We start from the raw sequence: 19087 nt of genomic DNA, 5'->3' as shown, positions 1-19087 counted from the left end.
CCTCATCGTCCCGGGCCCACGGCCACGACATCCTCAACGGTCCACTCTCTCACCCGTGCCGGACGGGTCTGCGTTTTCCGCTGCGGTGTCCGGTGCCGGGTCACTCGGCTGCTCCGGGTCGCCTGCCCGGGGGCGTGCGTCGGACTCCTCGCTGAGACGCTCGCCGGGGCCTTCCGGGTTCTCCGGACCGTCCTCGGCGTCCTCGGTGTCCTCCGCGTCACCCGCCTCGCCCTTCTCGGCGTGGCGGGCGGCGGCCCTCTTGCGCTGGGTGTACATGCGGAAGCCGGCCAGGACGAGGAGCAGGACGCCGCCGCCGATGACGAGCATCACGGTGGCCGTGATCTCGGTGACCTTCACGTCGAAGGTGACGGGGTCGCCGTACGCGCGCCCGTCCATCGTGTAGAGCTGGGCGACCACCGTGGCCCGGCCGTTGGCGTTGGCCGACGTGGTGAACTTCACCGACTGGCTGTGGCCGCCGGAGACGGAGATCGGCTGCTCCTCGTAGGCGGCGCCGTCGATCTCCAGACGGGTCGGGTTGGTGGAGGTGAGCCGCAGGACCAGGGGCCCGACGTCCTGCACCAGGTTGTTCTGCACCGTCACGGGGATCGTGGCGCTGCGGCCGGAGAGCTTCGTCTCCGACTTGTCGATCAGTCTGACCCGGCCGGTCAGTCCGTCGAGGTAGGTCTTCACCCTGGTGCGGAAGGACTTCGCCGCGTCGGCCCGGCCGCGCCAGGACGCGGACATCTCCCTGTTCAGCGCGCGTCCGAAGGGGGTCGCCACCCGGGACGGGTCCGACAGGACGACCTTGAAGTTGTCGAGCGCGTCCTGTGTGCGCGCGATCTGCACGAACGCCGACCGGGGCAGCTCCTGCCTGCGCAGGGACGCGGGGTAGGCGGAGGCACTCGGGACCTTCGTGCTGGCGTCCGGGTCGGGCTTGGCCGCGGCGGCCGCCGACAGCTTCTGGGGCTCGGTCCAGGTGCCGTCCTGCAGCGCGCGCAGCGCCTCGGCCATCGCGCGGGCCTGGCTGCCGGAGGGCATCCGCTGCGGGGCGATGACGATGCTGCGCTGCTTGCCGGTCTGGAGGTTCAGGGAAAGGCTCTGGGCGAGGAACCGCTGGACCGCGAGCGTGGACGCGGAGGCGTCGGTCAGGTCGCCCTCGAACGCCCTGGACAGCCGGGAGTCCGCGACGACTGCCGTCGTGCCGCCGCCGACGGGGCGGGCCGCGGAGGGCGTGTACGGCAGGCCGCTGGTCTCCTGGAGGCTGTCGCTGCGGGCGATCACCTTGTCGGCGCCCGCCGAGGTGGCGACCTTGACGATGGAGCGGTCGACCGCGCCGTCCACGGGCCACGCGAAGTCGGTGCTCGGCTTCACGTGCAGGATCGGATCGACCGTGTTGTGGATGACGTCCGTGGCGCTCTTGAGCTGGCTGAGGGAGCCGGTGACGTCGGTGCCGTTGTGGGCCAGGGAAGCCAGATCGGGGTCGGCGAAGGGGAGGGAGATCACCTCCGCGTCGGCCACCGCGTCCTGGAGGTCGGCGAGCCACTGCTTGGCCACGTCCTGGTGGGTGCCGGCGACCGTCTTGTCCCCGTCGCGGACGCTGTAGTTTCCCGTCATCGCGTCGACGGACGCCAGCAGGTCGGGATCGACGACCCAGGTGACGTCGAGGTCCTTGCCGAGCGTCACCATCTGGTTGAGGCGTCCCCCGGGGGAGATCTCCTCGGCCAGGTCGTCGTTGAGGAAGACCGGTGTCTGTTCCTCGTTCGGACCGGTCTCGGCGGCCATGTGCGTGGTGGAGACGAGCGGCCACAGCGCCGTCGTCTTCGTCTTGGTGCCGGCCTCGTCGGGCTGCCAGGGCAGGAAGGTGCGCTGGATGCCGAGAATCTGCTCCCAGGGCCGGGCGGAGGTCTCCCCGGAGAGGGAGACGGCGAATTCGTAGACGCCGTCGTCGCCGAGGTCCAGGTCGTCGACCGGTACCGAGATGTTGAAGTGCTCGGCGACGCCGGGGGTGAGCTTGGAGAACTTCTCCGTGTACTTGTCGTCGATCTCCGGAGGAATCGACCCCTGGAGGTCGTCGGCGTCCTTGGCGATCGCGTCGACGGACGAGCGGGTGTTGATCTCGGGCCCCAGCCGCAGACCCACGTGGGCGTCGGTGACGGTCTGCTTGCCGTTGTTGGTCACGGTGCCGGACACGGTCACCGTGTCGCCGTCGGTGGGTGCCGAGGGGGTGAGTGAGTCCACGGCGACGGCCACGGAACCCACGTCGCCGTCGGCCTTCGCGGAGGGCTGCCCGTCGGCGAGGGCCGGGCTCGCGGCGGGCAGCTGGACCAGGCCGGCCAGCAGCGGCGCGCCCGCGACCAGTGCCGTGGTGCGCCGTAGCCACCGGCGGGCAGGTGAGGGACGGGTCCCCTGGAAGTCTGCCGCCTCGGCCACGCGCTCGCCCGTCCCTCGTCGTCGTCAGTGGTCGTCGGAATGTGCGTCCACGCATGGTAACGATGCGCGCTGAGGGTAAGTGCCGCGACGTACGCCACAAGATCCGCCGCCGGTCGCGGTGGCCCCGTATGTGCGCCTATATAGGGAGGGGCGCCGATGAGGGGTGTTCGGTACGCGATCAAAGGGGGCGCGGGGTTCCGCGCGAGCCACGTACCCTTTTCTGTTGTGCCGAACGCCAACGAAGCCAGCCCCAGTGTCCCCAGCCAGGAGCAGCGCCGAGCGGTGAGTGAACTGCTGCGGGTCGCCCCTGTCGCCGACGACCTCGCCCGCCGCTTCCAGGAGGCCGGGTTCTCCCTCGCCCTGGTCGGTGGCTCGGTCCGGGACGCATTGCTCGGCCGGCTCGGCAATGACCTGGACTTCACGACCGACGCGCGCCCGCAGGACGTACTGAAGATCGTGAAGCCCTGGGCGGACGCGGTCTGGGACGTCGGGATCGCCTTCGGCACGGTCGGGGCGCAGAAGTCCGCACGCGTGGGAGACGCTGACCGGATCTGGCAGATCGAGGTGACCACGTATCGGTCGGAGGCGTACGACCGCACCTCGCGCAAGCCGGAAGTGTCGTACGGCGACTCCATCGACGACGATCTGGTCCGCCGTGACTTCACGGTGAACGCGATGGCCGTCGCGCTGCCGGAGAAGGAGTTCATCGACCCGCACGGCGGGCTCGAAGACCTGGCGGCCCGAGTCCTGCGCACCCCGGGCACGCCCGAGGAGTCGTTCTCGGACGATCCGCTCCGGATGATGCGCGCCGCCCGGTTCGCCGCGCAGCTCGACTTCGAGGTGGCGCCCGAGGTCGTGAAGGCCATGACGGACATGGCCGGGCGCATCGGCATCGTCTCGGCCGAGCGGGTCCGGGACGAGCTGAACAAGCTCATCCTCTCTCCCCACCCCCGCAAGGGCCTGTCCCTGCTGGTGGAGACCGGGCTGGCCGAGCACGTCCTTCCCGAGCTGCCGGCCCTGCGGCTGGAGCGGGACGAGCACCACCGGCACAAGGACGTCTACGACCACACGCTGATCGTTCTGGAACAGGCGATGGCCCTGGAGACGGAGGGCCCCGACCTCACCCTCCGGCTGGCCGCCCTGCTGCACGACATCGGCAAGCCGCGCACGCGCCGCTTCGAGAAGGACGGGCGGGTCTCTTTCCACCACCACGAAGTGGTCGGGGCGAAGATGACGAAGAAGCGTATGACCGCGCTCAAGTACTCCAACGAGCTGGTGAAGGACGTCTCGCGCCTGGTCGAGCTGCACCTGCGGTTCCACGGCTACGGCACCGGCGAGTGGACGGACTCCGCGGTCCGCCGGTACGTCCGGGACGCCGGCCCGCTGCTGGGCCGGCTGCACAAGCTGACCCGCTCGGACTGCACGACCCGCAACAAGCGCAAGGCCTCGGCGCTCTCCCGTGCCTACGACGGGCTGGAGGAGCGGATCGCTCAGCTCCAGGAGCAGGAGGAGCTGGACGCGATCCGTCCCGACCTGGACGGCAACCAGATCATGGAGATCCTCGGCATCGGTCCCGGGCCGGCGGTGGGGCAGGCGTACAAGCACCTGTTGGAGCTGCGCCTGGAGAACGGGCCGATGGAGCACGACGCCGCGGTGGGTGCGCTCAAGGAGTGGTGGGCCGCGCAGGAGCGGTGAGCATGCGAAAGCGGGGTCATGTTTCACGTGAAACATGACCCCGCTTTCGCATGCAGAGCGCGGTTACTTCACTTCCTTGAGGCAGAGCACGACCCTGTGGCTGCTGTCGCCCGTCTGGTAGTAGGCGATCGTCGCTTCCTTGACCGCCTTGCACTTGCTGTCGTCGCTGGTGTTGTCGAACTTCTCGACCACCTCGTACTCCGCGTCACTCGAGGAGCAGTCGACCGTCTTGAGCTCCGGGGTGATCTGCGAGCCCTCGTTGTGCATGCAGTCGCCCACCGCAGTGGTCTCGGCGTCCGACTGTCCCAGGTACCACTTGCCCACGCCGAGCAGGGCGGCCACCAGGATGACGCCGAGGACGCTCAGCAGCTTCTTCTTGAACCCGTTGGAGCGGGAGGGCGGCGGAACGGTCCCACCGGGCGGGGGGAAGCCCGGCTGGCCGGCCTGCTGCGGGAAGCCCTGCTGGCCCTGCGCGTACGGGTTCATGCCCTGGGGCTGCTGGGGAGCGGGCGGCTGGCCCTGCGCGAACGGGTTGCCCTGGGGCGGCGGAGTGGACACTGGGTTCCCCCTGAAGAGATAGGTGCGTGTCGCGAACATGTCGCGAATAAGACCCACGTAAGCTATCGCTCCCCACTGACAACTCTGTAGTCCTGTGGGGCTTCGTGGCACTGATGTGACACTTACTCGCTGTCAAACCGGGTCATAGCCACAGCAACCGCTCCGTAGACGAGGGCGACTGTCACGATCAGCGTGACCGAACGGCCGTCCGGGGGCAGCATCAGCGCGGCCACCCCGGCGGCGCCGACGAATGCGACGTTGAACAGGACGTCGTAGACGGAAAAGATCCGGCCACGGAAGGCGTCGTCGACCGAGGACTGTACGACCGTGTCCGTGGCGATCTTCGCCCCCTGGGTCGTCAGCCCGAGGACGAACGCCGCGATGAGCAGCGGCACAGTGGCGAACGGCAACCCGAGCGCAGGCACCAGAACCGTGGCGATCCCCGCGCACACGGCCATCCAGCGGCCGGGCCCGAGCCGCCCCGCCGCCCAGGGCGTGACCACGGCGGCGGCGAAGAAGCCCGCGCCGGAGACACCCAGCGCCAGCCCCAGCAGGGCGAGCCCCTCGTCCGTGTCCGAGGTCAGGGCGTACCGGCACAGCATCAGCAGCATGACCAGCAGGGCGCCGTAGCAGAACCGCATCAATGTCATGCCCGCGAGCGCCCAGGCCGCGTCCCGGCGCGCGGGCGCGGCGAGGTGGCGTACCCCTGACACCAGGTCGCGGGCGGTGACGGCGAGCGCCGACGCCAGACGCGGCGCCTGCGTACGGTCCGGCCCGAGCAGTTCCACGGCGATGCGCAGTGACGCCAGTGCCCCGCAGAGGTACAGGGCGGCTCCGAGCAGCACCACGGCGGCGTCGGAGTCCGCCACCACGAGGCGCACGACGAAGGCGAGGCCGCCGCCCGCCGTGGCGGCAAGAGTGCCGGCGGTCGGGGACAGCGAGTTGGCGATCACCAGGCGCTCGGCATCGACCACGCGCGGCAGCGCGGCGGACAGACCGGCGAGGACGAAGCGGTTGACGGCGGTGACGCAGAGCGCGGAGACGTAGAAGAGCCAGTCCGGTACGGAAGCGATCATCAGGACCGCCGTCACCGAGGCCAGTGCGGCACGCAGCACGTTGCCGTACAGGAAGACCTGACGGCGGCGCCAGCGGTCCAGGAGGGCGCCGGCGAAGGGGCCCACCAGGGAATAGGGGAGCAGCAGGACCGCCATCGCGGAGGCGATCGCGGTCGGTGAAGTCTGCTTCTCGGGGGAGAAGACGACGTAGGTGGCGAGCGCGACCTGGTAGACCCCGTCGGCGCCCTGGGAGAGCAGGCGCACGGCGAGCAGTCGCCTGAAGCCCTTCAGGCGCAGCAGGACGCGCAGGTCACGGACGACGGCCATGGGGCACAGCCTCACATACGGGAAAGGTCCCCGGGTCATGTGACCCGGGGACCTCCGACGTACCGGAGCCGGCGCTCGTCAGCGCTCGACCTCGCCGGCGATGAACTTCTCGACGTTGGTGCGGGCCTCGTCGTCGAAGTACTGGACCGGCGGGGACTTCATGAAGTAGCTCGACGCCGACAGGATAGGACCGCCGACACCGCGGTCCTTGGCGATCTTCGCGGCGCGCAGGGCGTCGATGATGACACCCGCGGAGTTCGGGGAGTCCCAGACCTCGAGCTTGTACTCCAGGTTCAGCGGGACGTCGCCGAAGGCGCGGCCCTCGAGGCGGACGTAGGCCCACTTGCGGTCGTCGAGCCACGCGACGTAGTCGGACGGGCCGATGTGCACGTTCTTCTCGCCGAGCTCGCGGTCGGGGATCTGCGAGGTGACGGCCTGCGTCTTGGAGATCTTCTTCGACTCGAGGCGGTCGCGCTCGAGCATGTTCTTGAAGTCCATGTTGCCGCCGACGTTCAGCTGCATCGTGCGGTCCAGGACGACGCCCCGGTCCTCGAACAGCTTCGCCATGACGCGGTGCGTGATGGTGGCGCCGACCTGCGACTTGATGTCGTCACCGACGATCGGGACGCCCGCCTCGGTGAACTTGTCCGCCCACTCCTTGGTGCCGGCGATGAAGACCGGCAGGGCGTTGACGAAGGCGACCTTGGCGTCGATGGCGCACTGGGCGTAGTACTTCGCCGCGTCCTCGGAGCCGACGGGCAGGTAGCAGACGAGGACGTCGACCTGCTTGTCCTTGAGGACCTGGACGACGTCGACCGGCTCCTCGGCGGACTCCTCGATGGTCTCGCGGTAGTACTTGCCGAGACCGTCGAGGGTGTGGCCGCGCTGGACCTGGACGCCGCTGTTCGGCACGTCGCAGATCTTGATGGTGTTGTTCTCGGAGGCGCCGATGGCGTCCGCCAGGTCCAGGCCGACCTTCTTGGCGTCCACGTCGAAGGCGGCGACGAACTCGATGTCACGGACGTGGTAGTCGCCGAACTGGACGTGCATCAGGCCCGGGACCTTGGACGCCGGGTCGGCGTCCTTGTAGTACTCGACGCCCTGTACCAGCGATGCGGCGCAGTTGCCCACGCCGACGATGGCTACGCGAACCGAACCCATTCCGGTTGCTCCCTGTGTGTACGAGTGAGGCCCTGACTGGGCGCTCACGTGGCGGTGTCGCCGGGCGTATCCGGCCGGGGGTCGTCCCCGGTCCGGGGCAGGCCGCCCGTCGCTCCAGATGTCGTGTCCTGTTGAGCGGTCCCCTCCGACGCGGAACCCCGCAGGTCCCGCCCCGCCCGCTCGCTTTCGATGAGCTCGTTCAGCCAGCGCACCTCGCGCTCCACGGACTCCATTCCGTGGCGCTGGAGCTCAAGCGTGTAGTCGTCGAGTCGCTCCCGGGTACGGGCCAGGGAGGCGCTCATCTTCTCCAGGCGCTCCTCCAGCCGGCTGCGCCGACCCTCGAGAACGCGCATGCGCACGTCACGCGACGTCTGGCCGAAGAACGCGAAGCGAGCGGCGAAGGTCTCGTCCTCGTACGCGTCCGGGCCCGTCTGCGAGAGGAGCTGCTCGAAGTGTTCCTTGCCGTCGGCCGTCAACCGGTAGACGATCTTGGCGCGGCGTCCCGTGAGGGAGGCGGCGGCCTCGCCGACGTTGCCCGGTTCCTCGATCAACCAGCCGTTGGCGACCAGCGTCTTGAGGCAGGGATAGAGCGTCCCGTAGCTGAACGCCCGGAACACACCCAGTGATGTGTTGAGTCGTTTGCGCAGCTCGTAGCCGTGCATCGGGGATTCGCGGAGCAGGCCGAGTACGGCGAACTCGAGGATGCCGGAACGTCGGCTCATCGTCGCCTCCTCTCGCCTTTATGCCGCGCTGATGTATCGACTCGATACATCAGCACGATAGAACGAGCTACCGCGTGCGACAAGAGGGGAACTCGTGAACGGGATCACATCAGGGTTTCATCGAGTGCAAGTTGCCTGATTTGAGGTGAACTTCGGGGCTCGGGGGTTTTGGCGGTGCGTAGTCTGTGCGCCATGCAGACCACCGGGAACCGAGTGACGCGTGGGGGCGTCCCTGTCCCTGGTGCAGTACGGGTGAATGCGGAAGGGACCGCATCCGTACTTCGGGGGGACCGGAAACCAGCCGCCTTTTCCAGGCGCGCAAAGGTGCGCCTGCCCGAGGAGTAGTCGTTCGATGAGCGAGCACCGTCGCAAACCGCCGCAGCCGCAGGGAGGCGGACGTGCCGCGGCCCGACGCGGCCAGTCCGGTTCGTCCTCCGGCCGCCGTGCGGCACCGCGGGGCGCCACAGGGTCTCCGTCCGGCTCGTACGGCCATGAGGACGAGGAGCGTCCGTACGGGAGCCGTGCCGAAGCCAGGCGTGCGGCACAGCGCAGCGCAGGCGGCCGCCGCAGAGCGGCCGAGTCCGGTCGCAGCGGTCGGCGGGCCGCTCCCGCCGGTCCCGGGAGGGGTCGCGGGGCGCCGCCCGGCAAGAAGCGGATGATCGACTATCCGCGCCGTGACCGAGACGGGTGGCGCAGGTGGGTGCCCTCGTGGAAGCTCGTCTCCGGCCTGTGCATCGGCTTCTTCGGCAGCCTGGTGGCCGCCGCGGGCATCGCGTACGCCATGGTGGGCGTCCCCGACGTCGCCAACATCGCGAAGGCCCAGAACAACGTCTACTACTGGGCCGACGGCACGCAGATGGTCGCGACGGGCGGTGACCGCAACCGCCAGATCGTCGATCTGTCGCGGATCCCCGAGGAGATGCGGCACGCGGTCATCGCGCAGGAGAACAAGACCTTCTACACGGACAGCGGCATCGATCCCAAGGGCATCGCCCGGGCCGTGTTCAACATGGCCACCGGCGGTGAGACGCAGGGCGGGTCGACCATCACTCAGCAGTACGTGAAGAACGCGATGCTGAACGACCAGTCCCAGACGCTTTCCCGCAAGGTCAAGGAAATCTTCGTCTCGATCAAGGTCGGAGCCGAGGAGCCGAAGGACAAGATCCTCGAGGGCTACCTGAACTCCGCCTACTACGGACGCGGTGCCTACGGCATTCAGGCCGCCGCCCGGGCGTACTTCAACAAGGACGCGGTCGATCTCAACCCGGGCGAGTGCGCGTTCCTCGCGGCCATGGTCAAGGGCGCCACGTACTACGACCCGGCGGGTGCGACTTCCATCGACCCTGATGCCACTCCTGAGGCCAACCAAGTGCGCGCCCTCAAGCAGATGCAGGACACGCTCAACAAGATGGTCGAGTACGACTACCTGAGCGCGGCGGACCGTGCCAAGTACAAGACGTTGCCCGACTGGCAGAGCCCGCGGTCGAACGCCAAGCTGGGCGGTCAGATCGGCTACCTGGTCGATCTCGCCAAGTCAACCCTGATCAAGAACAACGTCGCCACCCGCGACCAGCTGGAGAAGGGCGGCTACTCGATCCACACGACCTTCGACAAGAAGATGGTCGAGGAGCTCGAGACCGCGGTGCAGAAGGTCTACAAGGAGAAGATCGACCCCGAGAAGCGTCCCAAGAAGGACACGCACGTGCAGTTCGGCGGTGCTTCCGTGGACCCCGAGACGGGCGCCATCAAGGCCGTGTACGGCGGACAGGACGCGACCAAGCACTTCACCAACAACGCCGACGTGACCGGCGCCCAGGTCGGGTCGACGTTCAAGCCCTTCGTGCTCGCCGCGGCGATGAAGTGGGGCGTGCGCGACCCTGATCTCGGCCCGGTCCAGGCTCAGGACGAACGCACCATCGCCTCCCCGAAGAGCCTCTACAGCGGTAAGAACGACCTCAAGATCAAGAACTACGACGGGACGATCTGGAAGAACGAGGACGGCGAGCAGTGGCTGCAGGAGAACGACGGCAAGGAATCGATCGGTGAGCCGCCGAACTACCAGATCGATCTCCGGGAGTCGATGAGGCTGTCGGTGAACTCCGCCTTCGTGCAGCTGGGCATGGACGTCGGGCTGGACAAGGTGAAGGAGGCCGCAGTCGAAGCGGGTCTTCTCGAGGACAGCCTCGCGGGCGCCGGCTACCCGTCGTTCTCCATCGGTGTCTCCAGCCCGAGCGCCATCCGCATGGCGGACGCGTACGCCACCTTCGCCGCCAGTGGCAAGCAGCGCGAGCCGTACTCCGTGACCAAGGTGACGCGCGAGGGTCGGACGATCTTCACGCACAAGGTGAAGACCGAGCAGGCGTTCACGTCCCTGGTGGCGGACAACGTCACGGACATCCTGAAGACCGTCGTCGAGGACGGAACGGGTACCAACGCCCAGCTGCCCGGCCGTGAGGTCGCGGGCAAGACCGGTACCACGGACGGCAACAAGTCCGCCTGGTTCGTCGGGTACACGCCGCAGCTGTCCACCGCGATCAGCATGTTCCGCTATCCGGACGACGAGTCCATCAAGGACCGGAAGTTCCTGGAGATGTACGGAACCGGTGGCGAGAAGAAGATCCACGGTGCGTCGTTCCCGTCCCAGATCTGGCAGGACTTCATGGAGGACGCGCTGAAGGGCACATCGCCGGAGAGGTTCCCGAAGCCAGAGCCCATCGGCGAGGTCGTCAACGACGCTCCGTCGCCGAGCCCGACTCCGTCGCCCTCCAAGTCGGAGGAGGAAGAAGAGGAGTCGAGCCCGTCGCCGTCCTCGTCGCCCAGTGAGAGCGAGGACACCAGCCCCTCCCCCTCGCCGGGCGACACCTGCGGTGTCTGGGAGTGGAACTGCGAGGACGGGGATAGCGGCGGCAACGACACAGGCAATGACTCAGGCGCCCCGGGCGGCAGTCCGTCACCTTCGACGTCACCGAGTCCGACAGGCGAAGAGGACGACAGCAGAGGCAACCAGAACGGTGGCGGCGGCCTTTTCGGGGGGCCGAACGGCTAGCCGCAGAACGCACCGCATGGGTGTTTCACGTGAAACACCCGCACGTTTCACGTGAAACAGGGGCCGCCGCACCGACAAGGGTGCGGCGGCCCCGGCCCTTTCCCAGGGGCGTACGGCAGGATGTCCCCATGCCCAGTGCAGAATCGACGCCAGCGAGCGTGCGCGAGCCGGATTCGGTGCGGCCGACCCGGGAGGACGCGGTCGCCGCGGCCAGTAGTGAGCTGATCGGCGGCCCGGCCGGGCGGCGGGCCCTTGTCGGGACGTCCTGGTGGACGCCTGTCCGGGTGATCGCACTCGTGGCGATTGGTATGTTCGCCCTCGGCCTGGTTCAGAAGGCGCCTTGCTACAACGGCGCCTGGTTCTTCGGCGCCAGCTCCCAGTACACGCACGCGTGCTACTCGGACATCCCGCACCTGTACCAGGGCCGTGGGTTCGTCGACGGCCTGGTGCCGTACTTCGACAAGCTCCCCGGCGACATGGAGTACCTCGAGTACCCGGTGCTCACCGGCGTGTTCATGGAGGTCGCCTCCTGGCTCACTCCCGGTAGCGGCTCCATCCAGCACCAGGAGCAGTGGTACTGGATGGTCAACGCCGGGATGCTCATGGTGTGTGCGGCCGTCATCGCCGTCTGCGTGACCCGCACCCATGCCCGGCGTCCCTGGGACGGACTGCTGCTCGCCCTCGCGCCCGCCTTCGCGCTGACCGCCACCATCAACTGGGACCTGCTGGCGGTCGCTCTGACGGCCGCCGCCCTCCTGATGTGGTCGCGGAGGCGCCCGGTGGCCTTCGGTGTCCTGCTGGGCCTGGCCACGGCTGCCAAGCTCTACCCGTTCCTGATCCTCGGACCGCTGCTGGTGCTGTGCTGGCGTGCCGGAAGATGGCGTGAGTTCGGGAAGGCGCTGGGAGGCGCGGCGGTCGCCTGGCTGGTGGTGAACCTGCCGGTGATGCTCTTCGCCTTCGAGGGCTGGTCGAAGTTCTACACGTTCAGCCAGGAGCGGGGTGTCGACTTCGGTTCCTTCTGGCTGATCCTGGCCCATAACTCCGACAATCCGCCCAGCACCGAGACCGTCAACACGCTCGCCACGCTCCTGATGCTGCTGTGCTGCGGCGCCATCGCGGCGCTCACCCTCACGGCGCCCCGGCGCCCCAGGTTCGCCCAGCTCGCCTTCCTGATCGTCGCGGCGTTCATCCTCACCAACAAGGTCTACTCACCGCAGTACGTGCTCTGGCTGGTGCCGCTGGCCGCGCTGGCCCGGCCGAAGTGGCGTGACTTCCTGATCTGGCAGGCCTGCGAGGTCGTGTACTTCCTGGGCATCTGGATGTACCTCGCCTACACGACCAGCGGCGACGCCCACAAGGGCCTGCCGACGGACGGCTACCACTGGGCCATCGGCGCGCACCTGCTGGGAACGCTGTTCCTGTGCGCGATGGTCGTGCGCGACATCCTGATGCCGGAACGGGACCCCGTCCGGCGCACGGGCGACGACGACCCCTCGGGCGGGGTGCTCGACGGCGCGCCGGACGTCTTCGCCCTGGGCCCCGCGGCTCATACCGGGCAGCACGCCGCTCACTTCGAGAGGCCGCAGGTGCGGTGGGGCGTGAGCCGGCAGACGGGTGGTTCGCCCTGAGGGAACGCAGGAGAGGCCGTACACGGAGGGCCCGTGTACGGCCTTTTCGCTAGCGGTCGAGAATCCGGTCGAACTGCGTGGTGGTGTGCCGCAGATGGGCCACCAGTTCGTCGCCGACCGTGGGCTCCGGAGCGTCCGAGGGCACGAACAGGATGGAGACCTGCATGTGCGGCGGCTCCGCGAACCAGCGCTGCTTGCCGCCCCAGACGAACGGTGAGAGGTTCCGGTTGACCGTCGCGAGGCCGGCCCGGGCGACGCCCTTGGCACGCGGCATGACGCCATGCAGCGCCTTCGGTGCCTCCAGGCCCACACCGTGTGACGTACCGCCCGCCACGACCACCAGGAATCCGTCGGAGGCCGCCCTCTGCTGCCGGTAGCCGAAGCGCTCCCCCTTGGCGACGCGAGTGACGTCCAGGACCGCACCGCGGTACTCGGTGGCCTCGTGGTCCCCCAGCCACAGCCGGGTGCCGATCCGGGCCCGGAAGCGGGTCTGCGGGAACTGCTGCTGGAGCCGGGCCAGCTCGTCCGCCTTGAGGTGGCTGACGAACATCGTGTGCAGCGGGAGGCGCGCCGCACGCAGGCGGTCCATCCAGCCGATGACCTCCTCGACGGCGTCCGAGCCGTCGGTGCGGTCCAGCGGCAGGTGGATGGCGAAGCCCTCCAGCCGGACGTTCTCTATGGCGGCGTGCAGCTGCGGCAGGTCCTGCTCGCTGATGCCGTGCCGCTTCATCGAGGACATCACCTCGATGACCACACGCGCACCCACGAGGCCGTACACGCCGTCCACGGACGACACCGAACGCACGACCCGGTCGGGCAGCGGCACCGGCTCCTCACCACGCCGGTACGGCGTCAGCACCAGCAGGTCGCCGCCGAAGAAGTCCTTGATCCGGGCGGCCTCGTACGTGGTGCCGACGGCCAGCACGTCCGAGCCGAGCCTTGTGGCCTCCTCCGCCAGCCGCTCGTGCCCGAAGCCGTAGCCATTGCCCTTGCAGACCGGGACCAGCCCGGGGAACTGCTCCTGCACGTGCTTGTGATGCGCCCGCCAGCGCGCGGTGTCGACGTAGAGGGTGAGCGCCATGGCCGGACCTGGAACCTTTCTCGTGGCTGTCAGAGGTGCGGGTGGGGATGAGGTGGATCAGCGGCGCGACATGTAGATGTCGAGCGCCTTGTGGAGCAGCTTGTTCAGTGGGAAGTCCCACTCGCCGAGGTACTCGGCCGCCTGCCCACCCGTGCCGACCTTGAACTGAATCAGACCGAAGAGGTGGTCGCTCTCGTCCAGGGAGTCGGAGATGCCGCGCAGGTCGTAGACGGTGGCGCCCAGCGCGTAGGCGTCGCGGAGCATCGCCCACTGCATGGCGTTCGAGGGCCGGACCTCGCGGCCGATGTTGTCGGAGGCGCCGTAGGAGTACCAGACGTGCCCGCCGACGACCAGCATCGTCGCCGCCGACAGGTTCACCCCGTTGTGCCGGGCGAAATACAGCCGCATGCGGTTGGGGTCCTCGTTGTTGAGGGCCGCCCACATGCGCTGGAAGTACGACAGCGGGCGCGGCCGGAAGTGGTCGCGCACGGCCGTGATCTCGTACAGGCGCTGCCACTCCTCCAGGTCGTGGTAGCCGCCCTGGACGACCTCGACGCCGGCCTTCTCGGCCTTCTTGATGTTGCGGCGCCACAGCTGGTTGAAGTTCTTGTGGACCTCTTCCAGGGAGCGGTTGGCCAGCGGCACCTGGAAGACGTAGCGGGGCTGCACGTCGCCGAAGCCGGCGCCGCCGTCCTCGCCCTGCTGCCAGCCCATGCGGCGCAGCTTGTCGGCCACCTCGAAGGCGCGCGGCTCGATGTGGTCGGCCTCTATGTCGCGCAGGCGCTTGACGTCGGGGTCCTGGATGCCCTTCTTGATGGACGCGGCGTCCCAGCGGCGAATGATCACCGGCGGGCCCATCTTCACCGAGAAGGCGCCCTGCTGCTTCAGGTGCGCCAGCATCGGCTCCATCCAGTCCTGGAGGTTCGGCGCGTACCAGTTGATGACCGGGCCCTCGGGAAGGTAGGCGAGGTAGCGCTTGATCTTGGGGAGCTGCCGGTAGAGGACCAGGCCCACGCCGACCAGCTGACCGGTCCGGTCGTCGAACCAGCCGAGATTCTCGGAGCGCCATTCCGCCTTCACGTCCGCCCAGGCCGGGACCTGCATGTGACTCGCCGCCGGCAGGCTCTGGATGTAGGCCAGATGCTGCTCGCGGCTGATGGTCCTCAGGGTCAGGCTCATTCGGGGCGCTCCTCGGGCTGGTGTGTCCCCATGGGTACAGGGGCTCCGGCTCTCGCGCGAAGCCTACTGCGCCCTGTGAGCGCCCCGTCCGGCGTACGGGTGCATGGGGGCCCGCGGTGGCCGGGCGGCGACCGGGATCAGCCGAAGAACCCACCGTGATTGATGCCGAAGAACAGACCGAGTGCGGAGCCGCCCAGCGCCAGTACCAGGCCGAAGCGCTCGCGCGTCGTCACCGAGATGAGCTGGCCGTATCCGGCGGTCAGGACGCCCAGCAGCCCTGCCCAGGAGGTCAGGATGTGGAGCCCGCGGAAGTACGCGGTGGCCAGGGCGAGCACGGCCAGGACGAGGCCCACGGCCAGCAGGGTGTCCTGAAGGGGGTGCGGTTTGCCGTCGGTGGCCAGCAGGCCGGTCCGGGGCTTGGCGGGTCGCATGATCTGTGCCATGGGGAACCTCCTGCCGAAGGCAGTGTGTCGTGGCCCTCACATCCGCTGAGTACCGATTGTCTCCCCTCACCGCCGGATTTCAACCGCAAGGCGATGGGCGGGTACTCTGTACCTTCTGCACTGGTGTCTTCTGCCGTCCACGGCCGGGCGTCTCCTCGGAGGAAGCCCGATTGTCAGTGGGTCCTGGTTTACTCGTTGATGCCGGTGCCAACGCATCGCAACCCTCCTGCCACGGAACGACCGTGGCCGCTGAGTCCAAAGGAGGTGGGTTCCACATGCGTCACTACGAGGTGATGGTCATCCTCGACCCCGATCTCGAGGAGCGCTCTGTCTCCCCGCTGATCGAGAACTTCCTCTCTGTCGTCCGTGACGGCGGCGGAAAGGTCGAGAAGGTCGACACCTGGGGCCGTCGTCGTCTCTCGTACGAGATCAAGAAGAAGCCCGAGGGCATCTACTCGGTCATCGACCTGCAGGCCGAGCCTGCGGTCGTCAAGGAGCTCGACCGCCAGATGAACCTGAACGAGTCGGTCCTCCGGACCAAGGTCCTCCGTCCCGAGATGCACTGAGCCTTCCCGCTCAGCTGATCCCGGGATCCGAGTAGCAGCAACCAAGCAGCCAGAGCAAACCCGCCGAGAGGTTCCCCCATGGCAGGCGAGACCGTCATCACGGTCGTCGGCAATCTTGTCGACGACCCCGAGCTGCGCTTCACCCCGTCCGGTGCGGCCGTCGCGAAGTTCCGTGTCGCGTCGACCCCCCGCACCTTCGACCGCCAGACGAACGAGTGGAAGGACGGCGAAAGCCTCTTCCTGACCTGCTCGGTCTGGCGTCAGGCGGCGGAGAACGTCGCCGAGTCGCTCCAGCGAGGCATGCGCGTGATCGTGCAGGGCCGGCTGAAGCAGCGGTCGTACGAGGACCGTGAGGGCGTCAAGCGCACGGTCTACGAGCTGGACGTCGACGAGGTCGGCGCCAGCCTGCGCAGCGCCACGGCCAAGGTCACCAAGACCTCGGGCCAGGGGCGCGGCGGCCAGGGCGGTTACGGCGGCGGTGGCGGCCAGGGTGGCGGCGGCTGGGGCGGCGGCCCCGGCGGTGGCCAGCAGGGCGGCGGCGCTCCGGCCGACGACCCCTGGGCAACCGGCGCTCCCGCCGGAGGCCAGCAGGGTGGCGGCCAGGGCGGCGGCGGCTGGGGCGGCGGCTCCGGCGGCGGTGGCGGCTACTCGGACGAGCCCCCCTTCTAGGCGGGCTCCACCCACACTTCTTGATCACACAGGAGAAACATCATGGCTAAGCCGCCTGTGCGCAAGCCGAAGAAGAAGGTCTGCGCGTTCTGCAAGGACAAGGTCACGTACGTGGACTACAAGGACACGAACATGCTGCGGAAGTTCATTTCCGACCGCGGCAAGATCCGTGCCCGCCGCGTGACCGGCAACTGCACCCAGCACCAGCGTGACGTCGCCACGGCCGTAAAGAACAGCCGTGAGATGGCGCTGCTGCCCTACACCTCCACCGCGCGATAAGGGAAGGGTGACCGACTCATGAAGATCATCCTCACCCACGAGGTCTCCGGCCTCGGTGCCGCGGGCGACGTCGTCGACGTCAAGGACGGTTACGCTCGCAACTACCTGATCCCGCGGAAGTTCGCGATCCGCTGGACCAAGGGTGGCGAGAAGGACGTCGAGCAGATCCGTCGTGCTCGCAAGATCCACGAGATCCAGACCATCGAGCAGGCCAACCAGGTGAAGGCCCAGCTCGAGGGTGTGAAGGTCCGTCTGGCCGTCCGCTCCGGCGACGCCGGTCGTCTCTTCGGTTCCGTCACGCCGGCCGACGTCGCTTCGGCGATCAAGGCCGCCGGTGGTCCCGAGGTCGACAAGCGCCGCATCGAGCTGGGCTCGCCGATCAAGACCCTGGGCGCTCACGAGACGTCCGTGCGTCTGCACCCCGAGGTTGACGCCAAGGTCAGCATCGAGGTCGTCGCTGCCTGAGCCTTGCTCTGGCTGAAGCGATGAGATGGGGCCGCATCTCCCGGTCGGGGGATGCGGCCCCATCTTCCGTCGGACCTGTTCGACTCGAAGCGTCGTGTTTCACGTGAAACACGACGCTTCGAGTCGAACGCTCAGCGCGTCGCACCGGTGACGATCCAGCGGCCCGACCGCGTGCGCAGCCACAGGGTCACCAGGCGCATCGTCATCATCAGCGTCATGGCCGCCCACAGCGCGGTGAGGCCACCGCCGAACGCCGGGACCAGCAGGGCTGCCGGAGTGAAGACCGCCAAGGTGAGCAGCATGGCCCAGGCCAGGTAGGGGCCGTCTCCGGCTCCCATGAGGACGCCGTCCAGTACGTAGACCACTCCGCAGACCGGCTGCGACGCAGCCACGATCACCAGGGCGGGCAAGGCGGCGTCCTTGACCGCGGAGTCGCCGGTGAAGAGGGGCAGGAACGCCGGGCGGGACAGCACCACGAGCAGACCCAGGACGACTCCGACCGCGACACCCCACTCCACCATCCTCCGACAGGCATCGCGGGCACCCTGGGTGTCACCAGCTCCCAGATAGCGTCCGATGATGGCTTGCCCCGCGATGGCGATCGCGTCGAGGGCGAAGGCGAGCAGGCTCCACAGCGACAGGATGATCTGGTGGGCCGCGATGTCGGCGTCGCCGAGGCGAGCCGCCACGGCCGTGGCGATCATGAGGATGGCCCGCAGCGAGAGGGTGCGCACCAGCAGCGGGACTCCTGCCTGGGCGGAGGCCTTGATGCCGGTGATGTCCGGGCGCAGGGAGGCGCCGTGCCGATGTGCTCCACGGATCACCACCCAGAGGTACACCGCGGCCATTCCGCACTGGGCGATGACGGTGCCCCAGGCGGAGCCGGCGATACCCAGACCGGCGCCGTAGACGAGTACGACGTTGAGGACGGCGTTGGTGAGGAAGCCGCCCACGGCCACGTAGAGCGGGGTCCGGGTGTTCTGCAGCCCTCGTAGGACACCGGTCGCGGCCAGCACGACGAGCATTGCCGGGATGCCGAGAGCGGAGATCCGCAGGTAGGTGATGGCGTACGGGGCCGCGGTGTCGGAAGCGCCGAAGAGTTCCACGAGGGAGGGCGCGGTGGGCAGGACGACGGCGATGACCGCGGCGCCGAGCAGGAGTGCCAGCCAGATGCCGTCCATGCCCTGGCGGATCGCGGATTGCAGATCGCCCGCGCCGACGCGGCGGGAGACTGCCGCCGTCGTGGCGTAGGCGAGGAACACGAAGACGCTGACGGCCGTCGTCAGCAAGGCGGAGGCGATGCCGAGCCCGGCGAGTTGCGCGGTGCCGAGGTGGCCGACGATCGCACTGTCGGCCATGACGAAGAGGGGCTCGGCGACGAGCGCGCCGAAGGCCGGAACGGCCAGCGCGATGATCTCGCGGTCGTGCCGACGCCGATCGGTCCGGGAGCGCTCGGAAGCCTGTGTCATGAGCACCAATCTAATCGTCCACAGGTAAGAGATGCAAAGCTTTTGTGACCCTTACCTCGTGCCTCGTCGGGCGTACGTCCCGGCGGCGTTCGAGACGATCATGGCTTGAGTGAGAAAGTTTTTCTTCTGCACAGGGCGCGGGCTGCAAAGGCGCAGATCAGCGGCGTTTTCTCAGGAGGGGCGAGGGCTTGTTCACAGGCCTGTCCACCGGGTCGTGCACAGGTTTCGGGGAGTTCTCCACAGCATCTGGCCCGTCTTCCACATGGCCTGTGGATAACCAGATTGGCTGACGCTGCCGACAGGCCTACGGTTGT

Annotated in this window: 16 protein-coding genes; 7 read left to right on the top strand and 9 right to left on the bottom strand. The window is 68.4% G+C overall.

What is annotated here, in order from left to right; all coding sequences use genetic code 11:
• Positions 1-33 precede the first annotated feature (33 nt).
• Positions 34-2430: a DUF6049 family protein gene (locus tag M6G08_RS07835; protein ID WP_272586449.1), complete on the bottom strand. Its 2397-nt coding sequence runs from the start codon at positions 2428-2430 to the stop codon at positions 34-36.
• Between the two features lie 225 nt (positions 2431-2655).
• Between M6G08_RS07835 and M6G08_RS07830 the strand changes: the two genes are divergently transcribed.
• Complete coding sequence (locus M6G08_RS07830) at positions 2656-4125, top strand: CCA tRNA nucleotidyltransferase (RefSeq protein ID WP_272586448.1); 1470 nt, start codon at positions 2656-2658, stop codon at positions 4123-4125.
• A 63-nt stretch (positions 4126-4188) separates the two neighbouring features.
• On the opposite strand, the gene M6G08_RS07825 is transcribed toward M6G08_RS07830, so the two are convergent.
• From M6G08_RS07825 to M6G08_RS07810, 4 genes are all read right to left on the bottom strand, one after another.
• Positions 4189-4683, bottom strand: a complete 495-nt coding sequence (locus M6G08_RS07825) for an LppU/SCO3897 family protein (RefSeq protein ID WP_272586447.1) — start codon at positions 4681-4683, stop codon at positions 4189-4191.
• A 122-nt stretch (positions 4684-4805) separates the two neighbouring features.
• Positions 4806-6065 (bottom strand): MFS transporter, encoded by a 1260-nt coding sequence (locus tag M6G08_RS07820; RefSeq protein WP_272586446.1) that lies wholly within the window; start codon positions 6063-6065, stop codon positions 4806-4808.
• Positions 6066-6143: 78 nt separating this feature from the next.
• The gene (locus tag M6G08_RS07815; protein ID WP_272586445.1) at positions 6144-7226 is read right to left on the bottom strand and encodes an inositol-3-phosphate synthase; all 1083 of its coding nucleotides are present in this window, start codon (positions 7224-7226) and stop codon (positions 6144-6146) included.
• Between the two features lie 44 nt (positions 7227-7270).
• Entirely contained in the window at positions 7271-7948 is a 678-nt protein-coding gene (locus M6G08_RS07810; protein WP_073726075.1) for a PadR family transcriptional regulator, read from the bottom strand.
• 655 nt (positions 7949-8603) lie between these two features.
• Between M6G08_RS07810 and M6G08_RS07805 the strand changes: the two genes are divergently transcribed.
• Complete coding sequence (locus tag M6G08_RS07805) at positions 8604-10994, top strand: transglycosylase domain-containing protein (RefSeq protein ID WP_272586444.1); 2391 nt, start codon at positions 8604-8606, stop codon at positions 10992-10994.
• A 128-nt stretch (positions 10995-11122) separates the two neighbouring features.
• On the top strand, positions 11123-12622 hold the full coding sequence (locus M6G08_RS07800) for a glycosyltransferase family 87 protein (RefSeq protein WP_272586443.1): 1500 nt from the start codon (positions 11123-11125) through the stop codon (positions 12620-12622).
• A 49-nt stretch (positions 12623-12671) separates the two neighbouring features.
• Here the strand turns inward: M6G08_RS07800 and M6G08_RS07795 are convergent, their stop codons facing one another.
• The 3 genes from M6G08_RS07795 to M6G08_RS07785 form a co-directional block, all read right to left on the bottom strand.
• Complete coding sequence (locus M6G08_RS07795) at positions 12672-13703, bottom strand: alanine racemase (RefSeq protein ID WP_073726069.1); 1032 nt, start codon at positions 13701-13703, stop codon at positions 12672-12674.
• Between the two features lie 57 nt (positions 13704-13760).
• Positions 13761-14882 carry a peptidoglycan bridge formation glycyltransferase FemX gene (gene femX, locus M6G08_RS07790; protein WP_272586442.1) on the bottom strand — a complete coding sequence of 374 codons (1122 nt, stop codon included), beginning with the start codon at positions 14880-14882 and terminating at the stop codon, positions 13761-13763.
• A gap of 137 nt (positions 14883-15019) precedes the next feature.
• The gene (locus M6G08_RS07785; RefSeq protein WP_272586441.1) at positions 15020-15325 is read right to left on the bottom strand and encodes a hypothetical protein; all 306 of its coding nucleotides are present in this window, start codon (positions 15323-15325) and stop codon (positions 15020-15022) included.
• A 275-nt stretch (positions 15326-15600) separates the two neighbouring features.
• Between M6G08_RS07785 and rpsF the strand changes: the two genes are divergently transcribed.
• The 4 genes from rpsF (at position 15601) to rplI (ending at position 17304) form a co-directional block, all read left to right on the top strand.
• Positions 15601-15891, top strand: a complete 291-nt coding sequence (rpsF, locus tag M6G08_RS07780) for a 30S ribosomal protein S6 (RefSeq protein WP_003975025.1) — start codon at positions 15601-15603, stop codon at positions 15889-15891.
• A 78-nt stretch (positions 15892-15969) separates the two neighbouring features.
• Entirely contained in the window at positions 15970-16560 is a 591-nt protein-coding gene (locus M6G08_RS07775) for a single-stranded DNA-binding protein (protein ID WP_272586440.1), read from the top strand.
• Between the two features lie 42 nt (positions 16561-16602).
• Entirely contained in the window at positions 16603-16839 is a 237-nt protein-coding gene (gene rpsR, locus M6G08_RS07770; protein WP_003949403.1) for a 30S ribosomal protein S18, read from the top strand.
• A gap of 18 nt (positions 16840-16857) precedes the next feature.
• Positions 16858-17304: a 50S ribosomal protein L9 gene (gene rplI / locus M6G08_RS07765; protein ID WP_003975023.1), complete on the top strand. Its 447-nt coding sequence runs from the start codon at positions 16858-16860 to the stop codon at positions 17302-17304.
• Between the two features lie 131 nt (positions 17305-17435).
• Here rplI and M6G08_RS07760 read toward each other — a convergent pair whose 3' ends face one another.
• The gene (locus M6G08_RS07760; RefSeq protein WP_272586435.1) at positions 17436-18773 is read right to left on the bottom strand and encodes an MATE family efflux transporter; all 1338 of its coding nucleotides are present in this window, start codon (positions 18771-18773) and stop codon (positions 17436-17438) included.
• Positions 18774-19087 lie beyond the last annotated feature (314 nt).

The organism is Streptomyces sp. M92 (assembly GCF_028473745.1).
In the GTDB taxonomy this organism is placed as follows: domain Bacteria; phylum Actinomycetota; class Actinomycetes; order Streptomycetales; family Streptomycetaceae; genus Streptomyces.
This window is presented reverse-complemented; position numbering and strand designations above follow the sequence as displayed.